The following is a 7,954-nucleotide window of genomic DNA, read 5'->3' on the forward strand; positions in this document are numbered from 1 at the left end:
AAATAGAAGAACTATGCGCAGCGAGAGGAGTACGACTAACTTCTCAACGAAAGAGAGTGTTTGAACTGATTTGTTCAAGCAAAAAAGCATCCAGTGCTTATGAATTGCTTGAAGATTTAAAGCAAAGCGAGCCCCAAGCGAAACCACCAACGGTGTATCGTGCTCTGGACTTTTTGTTAGAACAAGGCTTTATTCATAGAGTGGAGTCAACAAATAGCTTTATTTCATGTTGCTCTTGTAATGCTAATAAGCATTTCTCACACCTATTAATTTGTGACAAATGTGGCAATGTTATTGAACTTCAAGATGATAGTCTGATAGCCTTGCTAGCAAGCAACGCTGAGAAACACGGTTTTAACATCGTTAATCACGTTATTGAATCTCATGGTGTTTGCCAAACGTGTTCCTCAAGTCTGAAAGTATAAAAACAGTAGAAGAAGGTTATGCGCGCTGAATTTGTAAACCCGTTTTTAGCTTCTTTAATGAACGTGTTAAAAACGATGGCTTCATTAGAGTTGAAGCCACAGAAACCTCGTGTAAAGAAAGATGAGATTGCCCGTGGTGATGTCTCTGGCTTGATTGGTATGGTTGGTAGTCAAAGCCGCGGTTCCATGTCTATTACTTTTGATGAAAGTCTAGCATTGGAAATCATGCAAAATATGTTAGGTGAACGCCCCAACGGTCTCAATGAAGAAGTGACAGATATGGTCGGCGAAATCACCAACATGGTGACAGGCGGAGCTAAACGTATTCTTGCCGAGAGTGGTTTTGACTTTGATATGGCAACTCCGGTTGTTGTCTCAGGAAAAGGCCACACGATTCGTCATAAATGCGAAGGTGCAATTATTATCATGCCGTTTACCTCTCAGTGGGGTAACGCTTTTATCGAAATCTGTTTCGAGTAAGCTCTTTCATTAAAGAAAAAAAGGTTGATACCGTTAAGTATCAACCTTTTTTATTTGGATAAAACCTTACTCACATCCAAGTAAGGTTTTGACGCATTACGCTTTAAATGTCTTAAACGCGTTAATCAAACCATTGGTTGAGCTGTCGTGTGAACTCACTTGAGCATCGTCGGCTAACTCAGGCAGAATTTGGTTTGCTAACTGCTTACCAAGCTCAACGCCCCATTGATCGAAACTGAAGATATTCCAAATAACACCCTGTACGAAAATTTTATGCTCGTACATCGCAATCAGGTTGCCCAAAGTGCGTGGCGTGATCTGCTTAACTAAGATTGAGTTGGTTGGGCGGTTTCCTTCAAACACTTTAAATGGTGCGATTGCCGCCATTTCTTGTGCTGATTTGCCCGCCGCTTTTAGCTCAGCTTCAACGGTTTGCTGCGTTTTTCCAAACGCTAACGCTTCTGTTTGAGCAAAAAAGTTCGACATCAATTTTTGGTGATGATCACCCGCTGGGTTATGGCTGAGCGCTGGCGCAATAAAATCACACGGGATTAATTTTGTTCCCTGGTGGATCAATTGATAAAAGGCGTGTTGACCATTAGTACCGGGCTCACCCCAAATGATTGGACCCGTTTGGTAAGTTACCGCTTGACCGTTACGATCTACGTATTTACCGTTTGATTCCATATTGCCCTGTTGGAAATAAGCGGCAAAGCGATGTAAGTATTGGTCATAAGGCAGAATCGCTTCTGATTCGGCGCCGTGGAAGTTGTTATACCAAATACCAATCAAGGCTAGGATCACAGGAATATTTTGCTCAAAAGGTGTCGCCACAAAATGTTGATCCATCTCATGCGCGCCGGACAGCAGTTCCACAAAGTTGTCATAGCCTACAGCCAATACAATGGATAGACCAATTGCTGACCATAGTGAGTAGCGTCCACCGACCCAATCCCAAAATTCGAACATGTTGTCTGTATCAATACCAAACTCAGCGACTGATTTCGCATTAGTCGACAGCGCTGCAAAGTGTTTTGCAACATGAGTTTCATCGCCTGCTTCCGCTAAGAACCAATCACGAGCCGTATGTGCATTGGTCATGGTTTCTTGGGTAGTAAACGTCTTTGAAGCCACTAAAAATAGCGTGGTTTCTGGATTGACTTTTTTCAACGTTTCAACGATGTGTGTTCCATCAACGTTAGAAACGAAATGAAGATTAAGATGATTCTTATACGGCGCAAGTGCTTCTGTGACCATGTATGGGCCAAGGTCTGAACCACCAATACCAATGTTGACAATATCGGTAATCGCTTTACCAGTGTAACCTTTCCATTCACCAGAAATCACTCGTTCAGAAAACGATTTCATCTTCTCAAGTACCGCATTCACGGCTGGCATCACATCTTCACCATCAACCATGACCGGTGTGTTACTGCGGTTGCGTAACGCAGTGTGCAGTACGGCACGGCCTTCAGTTTGGTTGATCGCGCAGCCTTGCAGCATAGCGTCGATGGCTGACTTTAGTTCAGTCTCATTCGCCAATGCTTGTAAATGTTGTAAGGTCTCTTCGTTGATCAAATTTTTTGAGTAATCAACAAGAATATCTGAACCAAAACGAGTCGAGAATTTATCGAAACGTTGTGCATCTTGTGCAAAAAGCGATTTAAGGTCCATATCTTGCGCTGATTCAAAATGCGCAGTCAGTGCTTTCCAAGCGTTGGTTTGCGTTGGATTGATATTTTTCAACATGGTATCTATCCCGATGTGACAGTAGGTTTTATTCCTATCATTCCTAAACTCTGTTTCAAAATGATGGAATCCCCGATTGAGCAAAAAAAGAAAATGGTATCGACTGCCTATATTTGGAAGGCAATACGTCGTTATTCGTTTTGTGAGCGCCATTATGACGCAGCTTACCCGCTCTCATATTGAGTTAGGTCAGGTAAACCTAATGGGTGCATACTCTGGCTTTATTGATACGACATCTCAACACGAGAAGTGAGTTTCGTCACTAACTCGTAAGCGATCGTGCCAATGTGAGAGGCCACTTCTTCTGCTGGTAGCTCTTTTCCCCATAAAATAACCTCATCCCCCACCTTGTCGCAGGCTTGCGGACCGAGATCGACCGTAAGCATATCCATTGAAACTCGCCCTGCAATCGGCACTTTACGCCCATTGACAACAACCGGAGTTCCATTGGGTGCAGTACGAGGATAACCATCGCCATAGCCAATTGCGATAACACCAACCTTAGTGTCACGCAAGCTTGTCCAAGTGGCACCGTAGCCGACACTCTCTCCCGCTTTAACATCACGCACTGCGATCAAGTGTGATTTTAATGTCATTACAGGTTGATAGCCCAGCGCTTGCGCCGAGTTATCATCAAAAGGAGAAACGCCATACATAATAATACCTGGGCGAACCCACTCTAACTGGCTGTGCTTCCAAGCTAATAAACCAGCGGAGGCAGCAAGTGATCTTTCACCCTCATGACCTTTTGTCATTGCTAAAAATAGCTCAATTTGCTCAGAAGTCGTTGATTTATCGAGTTCATCGGCACAACCAAAATGACTCATATAACGCAATGGCTTCACTACGTTTTTACACGCTTGCAAACGTTCTAAAAAATCGGGGTATTGTTCTGGGCGCACACCTAAACGATGCATTCCGCTATCGATTTTCAACCAAACATTGACTGGGACATCTAATTGAGCTTGCTCTAAGGCGAGTAACTGCTCCTCACAGTGAACAACGGTTTGAATGTTATTGGTCACCAATACAGCAAGATCCATCGGGGAATAAAAACCTTCAAGCAACAAGATAGGTTTTACCACACCGCTCGCTCTCAGTTGCAGCGCTTCTTCAATGCGCGCCACGCCAAATGCATCCGCGCCCAGTGCATGTTTCGCAACATGCCGAAGCCCATGACCATAACCATTTGCTTTGACCACCGCCATAATTTTACTGTTTGGTGCCTGCTGTTTTACTCGCTGTAGGTTGTGCTTTAACGCATCGAGATCGATGCAGGCGGTTGCCGCTTTCATGTAGCTCATCAAATTACTCATCGTCAAATGCAGGGCCTGCATAATTGTCAAAACGAGAATACTGCCCTTGGAAGGTCAACCGTACAGAACCAATCGGGCCGTTACGTTGCTTACCTATAATAATCTCTGCGATACCCTTTAACGAACTATCAGGGTGATACACCTCATCGCGATAAATGAACATGATCAAATCGGCATCTTGTTCTATCGAACCGGATTCACGCAAGTCAGAGTTGACTGGGCGTTTATCGGCGCGCTGCTCCAACGAACGGTTAAGCTGCGATAAAGCCACCACGGGCACATTCAATTCTTTAGCCAGTGCTTTTAACGAGCGAGAGATCTCCGCAATTTCTAAAGTACGGTTATCCGATTGCGAAGGAACTCGCATCAACTGCAAGTAGTCGACCATGATGAGCGATAAGCCGCCATGCTCGCGCGCAATACGACGAGCTCTAGAACGAACCTCGGTAGGCGTTAGGCCTGAGCTATCATCTATGTACATATTTTTCTTTTCCATGAGAATACCCATGGTAGATGAAATTCGTGCCCAATCCTCATCATCCAGCTGCCCAGTACGAATTTTGGTTTGATCAACGCGAGAAAGCGATGCCAACATACGCATCATGATTTGTTCAGCCGGCATCTCAAGAGAGAAGATAAGAACCGGTTTTTCTTGCTCCATGGCCGCGTTTTCACACAAGTTCATGGCAAACGTCGTTTTACCCATAGAAGGGCGAGCAGCCACAATGATCAAATCAGAACCTTGTAAACCAGCCGTTTTCTTATTGAGATCAGCAAACCCCGTATTCACGCCCGTGACACCATCTTGTGGTGTTTTATACAGCAGTTCAATACGCTCTAAAGTTCTTTCTAAAATCGAATCGACATTCTGCGGGCCTTCATTTTCGCTGGTACGCTCCTCAGCAATGGCGAACACTTTACTTTCAGCCAGATCGAGCAAATCTTCCGAACTGCGCCCTTGCGGATCATAACCTGCATCCGCAATCTCATTGGCAACACCGATAAGGTTACGCACCAATGCTCGTTCCGCTACGATTTCAGCATAAGCATTAATGTTAGCCGCACTGGGCGTATTTTTCGCCAAATCCGCTAAATAGGCAAAACCGCCGACATCTTCCAACTGTTCGCGACGCTCGAGATACTCAGATAATGTAATAAGATCGAGTGGCTTACTGGCTTCCAAAATCGATTTAGCTGCATCAAAAATTAGGCGGTGTGCACGGCTATAGAAGTCTTTGCTGACCACACGCTCAGCCACCGTATCCCAACGTTCGTTATCCAATAGCAAACCTCCAATCACTGATTGCTCAGCTTCGATCGAATGTGGAGGAACTTTAATTGCGTCGACTTGTGCGTCAAACGGTTTACGATTTCGTTGATCTGTTCGTGGTGCAGCCATGACTTCGCTCAATACTATCTAATGACCGACCATTATAGCCAGAATAGATCATTTGTAATTATGTAAACGAAACTTTGTGTTTATCTCGTAGAGAATTAACCTCATGCTGACCAAACAGAACCGCCCTACACCTACTATTTCGCCCACTATTTTTTATTCACTTTAGGGGTGCTTCGTGTCCAAAATTTGGTTTCTTAGTTTTAGCCTGTTCGCGATGAGTGCAGCTTATGCTAATGAGGATCTTAAAAACGATACGGAAATCGAAGTTCCTTCTCCTTGGAATAGCCAAGTCGAATTGGGTTACCAAGCCCACTCAGGTAATACTGATTCAGAGTCATTGAATTCACGAGTCAAGACAGAATACATAACAGGTCGCCATCGAACCAATGGTGAGTGGAAATTGTATCGTCTTGATAAAAATGGAAAAGAGAATAAGCGGCAGGCAAACTATTCGCTGCAAAGTGACTATAAGTTAGCTTCAAAAGCCTATCTATACGCAAACTTTAACGGTGTTGATTCAAAATACAGCGCCTATTTCAAAGACTACACGCTATCTGGTGGAATGGGTTACCAATTGATGAATACCGACATATTGCTATTAGAGATTGAAATAGGGCCCGGTTTTCGTTACCAAAAACCCAACCTAGATGAGATATCAAGTACAGATATTGTATTTGCAAATACAGTCGAAGAAGTCATATTTCGTGGTAACTTAAAAGGTGTTTGGGCAACTTTCGATAATTTAACCATCTCCTCTGAACTGACTCTTGTCGCAGGAGAAAGTAATATCAGAACCGATAGCGAACTCATTTTAACCAATCACATTACTGATTCGATTGCGTTGAAAGTGAACTTGTCTCGCCAATACCACGATAAGGTTCCAGCAGGACTAAGTAAAGCCGATAGCGTCACTTCATTTAGTTTACAGTTTCGTTTCTAGGTAGTTTGAAGATAAAAAAAAACACCAGCCAAGGCTGGTGTTTTCAATTCATCCGAAGACTGAAATTATTCAGCAACGATTTGAATTTTCGCAGTTGCAAACACTTCTGAGTGAAGTTGGATGCTCACTTCGAAAGAACCTACGTTACGTAGAGCACCTTCAGGTAGACGAACTTCGCTCTTAGATACTGCAACACCTGCCGCTGTAATAGCGTCAGCGATATCACGAGTACCAATAGAACCAAATAGTTTACCTTCATCGCCTGCTTTAGAAGTAATAACAACAGCTTCAAGAGCGTTAACTTGTTCAGCACGAGCTTGAGATGCAACAAGTTGCTCAGCAACTTTAGCTTCAAGTTCAGCACGACGAGTTTCAAACATTTCAACGTTAGATTTAGTTGCCATTACAGCCTTACCTTGTGGGATAAGGAAGTTACGAGCATAACCAGATTTCACGCTTACAGTGTCGCCAAGGCTGCCTAGGTTACCGATTTTATCAAGTAGAATAACTTGCATTGATTAATCCTCTTTCTTAATAAACGGTGCCAATTACTGATGTTTATCAGTGTATGGCAATAGAGCTAGGTAGCGAGAACGCTTGATTGCACGAGCTAGCTGACGTTGGTATTTAGCGCTAGTACCAGTGATACGGCTAGGTACGATTTTACCAGCTTCAGTTATGTAGTTTTTAAGAGTTGCTACATCTTTGTAATCAATCTCTTGTACGCCTTCTGCAGTGAAACGGCAGAATTTACGACGACGGAAGAAACGAGCCATGGGCTATCTCCTGATCTTAAATTTGAGTAATGTGGTCGGCATGTAGCACCAATTTACCTACGCCATTATGGCTAGTTTGGTAAGCGACAAAGCCACTTACGGTTATGGTGCTGCCTTGTACTAAGTGTTGAGTGAGATTCGTTGACCTCTGCCCACTGACAACTACCGGCATACGACAATAGACTTGTCTCGGTAAATCAGCTTCTATCACTGTTGAGCGATGTTCAAGCCAGAAACGGCAATGTTCAATACCCGCAGGACTTTGGCTTCGAATGGGAGGTTTTGCGACAGTGCCACTCAACTCCATCCGATTGGTCATAAAATCAATTACTCAGCGTCTGCATCGAAACGAGTTTCATCACGCTTAGAACGCTCTTCTTTAGCTTTCAGCATGATTGATGGCTCGGTGATAGCAGCTTTAGTACGCATGATCATGTTACGTAGAACTGCATCGTTAAAACGGAAAGCAGTTTCTAGCTCATCAATCACAGCTTGGTCAGCTTCAACGTTCATAAGAACGTAGTGAGCTTTGTGAAGCTTGTTGATTGGGTAAGCCATTTGACGACGACCCCAATCTTCTAGACGGTGGATAGTACCGCCAGTTTCAGTGATAGAACCAGTGTAACGCTCGATCATGCCAGCAACTTGCTCGCTTTGATCTGGGTGCACCATGAATACGATTTCATAATGACGCATCGGTTGCTCCTTACGGATTATTCAGCTTCCAGGTTTGGCTCGGTCGTCCATAGGAAGCAAGGAACGAAAAAAAAAGACCGAGAATTAAGGACGGCAAATAGTACAGAAACGAAGCAGGATTAGCAAGGGAAATGTACTAAGGGTCACATCAAACAAAAAGGGAAGCCTAAGCC

Annotated in this window: 10 protein-coding genes; 3 read left to right on the forward strand and 7 right to left on the reverse strand. The window is 43.9% G+C overall.

Features of this window, described 5'->3' with window-relative positions; genetic code table 11:
• Positions 1-2 precede the first annotated feature (2 nt).
• Together zur and B9J84_RS03610 are read left to right on the forward strand one after the other, a co-directional pair.
• Entirely contained in the window at positions 3-425 is a 423-nt protein-coding gene (gene zur / locus B9J84_RS03605) for a zinc uptake transcriptional repressor Zur (protein WP_094123554.1), read from the forward strand.
• 18 nt (positions 426-443) lie between these two features.
• Positions 444-905, forward strand: a complete 462-nt coding sequence (locus tag B9J84_RS03610) for a chemotaxis protein CheX (protein WP_017043302.1) — start codon at positions 444-446, stop codon at positions 903-905.
• A 96-nt stretch (positions 906-1,001) separates the two neighbouring features.
• Here B9J84_RS03610 and pgi read toward each other — a convergent pair whose 3' ends face one another.
• From pgi to B9J84_RS03625, 3 genes are all read right to left on the reverse strand, one after another.
• Complete coding sequence (gene pgi / locus B9J84_RS03615; protein ID WP_029388348.1) at positions 1,002-2,654, reverse strand: glucose-6-phosphate isomerase; 1,653 nt, start codon at positions 2,652-2,654, stop codon at positions 1,002-1,004.
• 221 nt (positions 2,655-2,875) lie between these two features.
• Entirely contained in the window at positions 2,876-3,949 is a 1,074-nt protein-coding gene (alr, locus tag B9J84_RS03620) for an alanine racemase (RefSeq protein WP_404206319.1), read from the reverse strand.
• Between the two features lie 13 nt (positions 3,950-3,962).
• A complete protein-coding gene (locus B9J84_RS03625; RefSeq protein ID WP_013857915.1) occupies positions 3,963-5,369 on the reverse strand; it encodes a replicative DNA helicase in 1,407 nt (468 codons plus the stop codon).
• Between the two features lie 175 nt (positions 5,370-5,544).
• Here B9J84_RS03625 and B9J84_RS03630 point away from each other — a divergent pair, with 175 nt between their 5' ends.
• Positions 5,545-6,309, forward strand: a complete 765-nt coding sequence (locus B9J84_RS03630) for a YdiY family protein (protein ID WP_013857916.1) — start codon at positions 5,545-5,547, stop codon at positions 6,307-6,309.
• 65 nt (positions 6,310-6,374) lie between these two features.
• Here B9J84_RS03630 and rplI read toward each other — a convergent pair whose 3' ends face one another.
• Genes rplI through rpsF form a run of 4 tightly spaced genes read right to left on the reverse strand, consistent with a single transcriptional unit; the run spans position 6,375 to position 7,781 of the window.
• A complete protein-coding gene (gene rplI, locus B9J84_RS03635) occupies positions 6,375-6,824 on the reverse strand; it encodes a 50S ribosomal protein L9 (protein ID WP_013857917.1) in 450 nt (149 codons plus the stop codon).
• A gap of 33 nt (positions 6,825-6,857) precedes the next feature.
• Entirely contained in the window at positions 6,858-7,085 is a 228-nt protein-coding gene (gene rpsR, locus B9J84_RS03640) for a 30S ribosomal protein S18 (RefSeq protein ID WP_000090472.1), read from the reverse strand.
• 16 nt (positions 7,086-7,101) lie between these two features.
• Positions 7,102-7,404, reverse strand: a complete 303-nt coding sequence (gene priB / locus B9J84_RS03645; protein WP_026027846.1) for a primosomal replication protein N — start codon at positions 7,402-7,404, stop codon at positions 7,102-7,104.
• A gap of 8 nt (positions 7,405-7,412) precedes the next feature.
• Positions 7,413-7,781 (reverse strand): 30S ribosomal protein S6, encoded by a 369-nt coding sequence (gene rpsF, locus B9J84_RS03650; protein ID WP_013857919.1) that lies wholly within the window; start codon positions 7,779-7,781, stop codon positions 7,413-7,415.
• Positions 7,782-7,954: the final 173 nt, after the last annotated feature.

Origin of the sequence: Vibrio sp. V03_P4A6T147, from assembly GCF_002241085.1 — a bacterium.
GTDB lineage: Bacteria > Pseudomonadota > Gammaproteobacteria > Enterobacterales > Vibrionaceae > Vibrio > Vibrio anguillarum.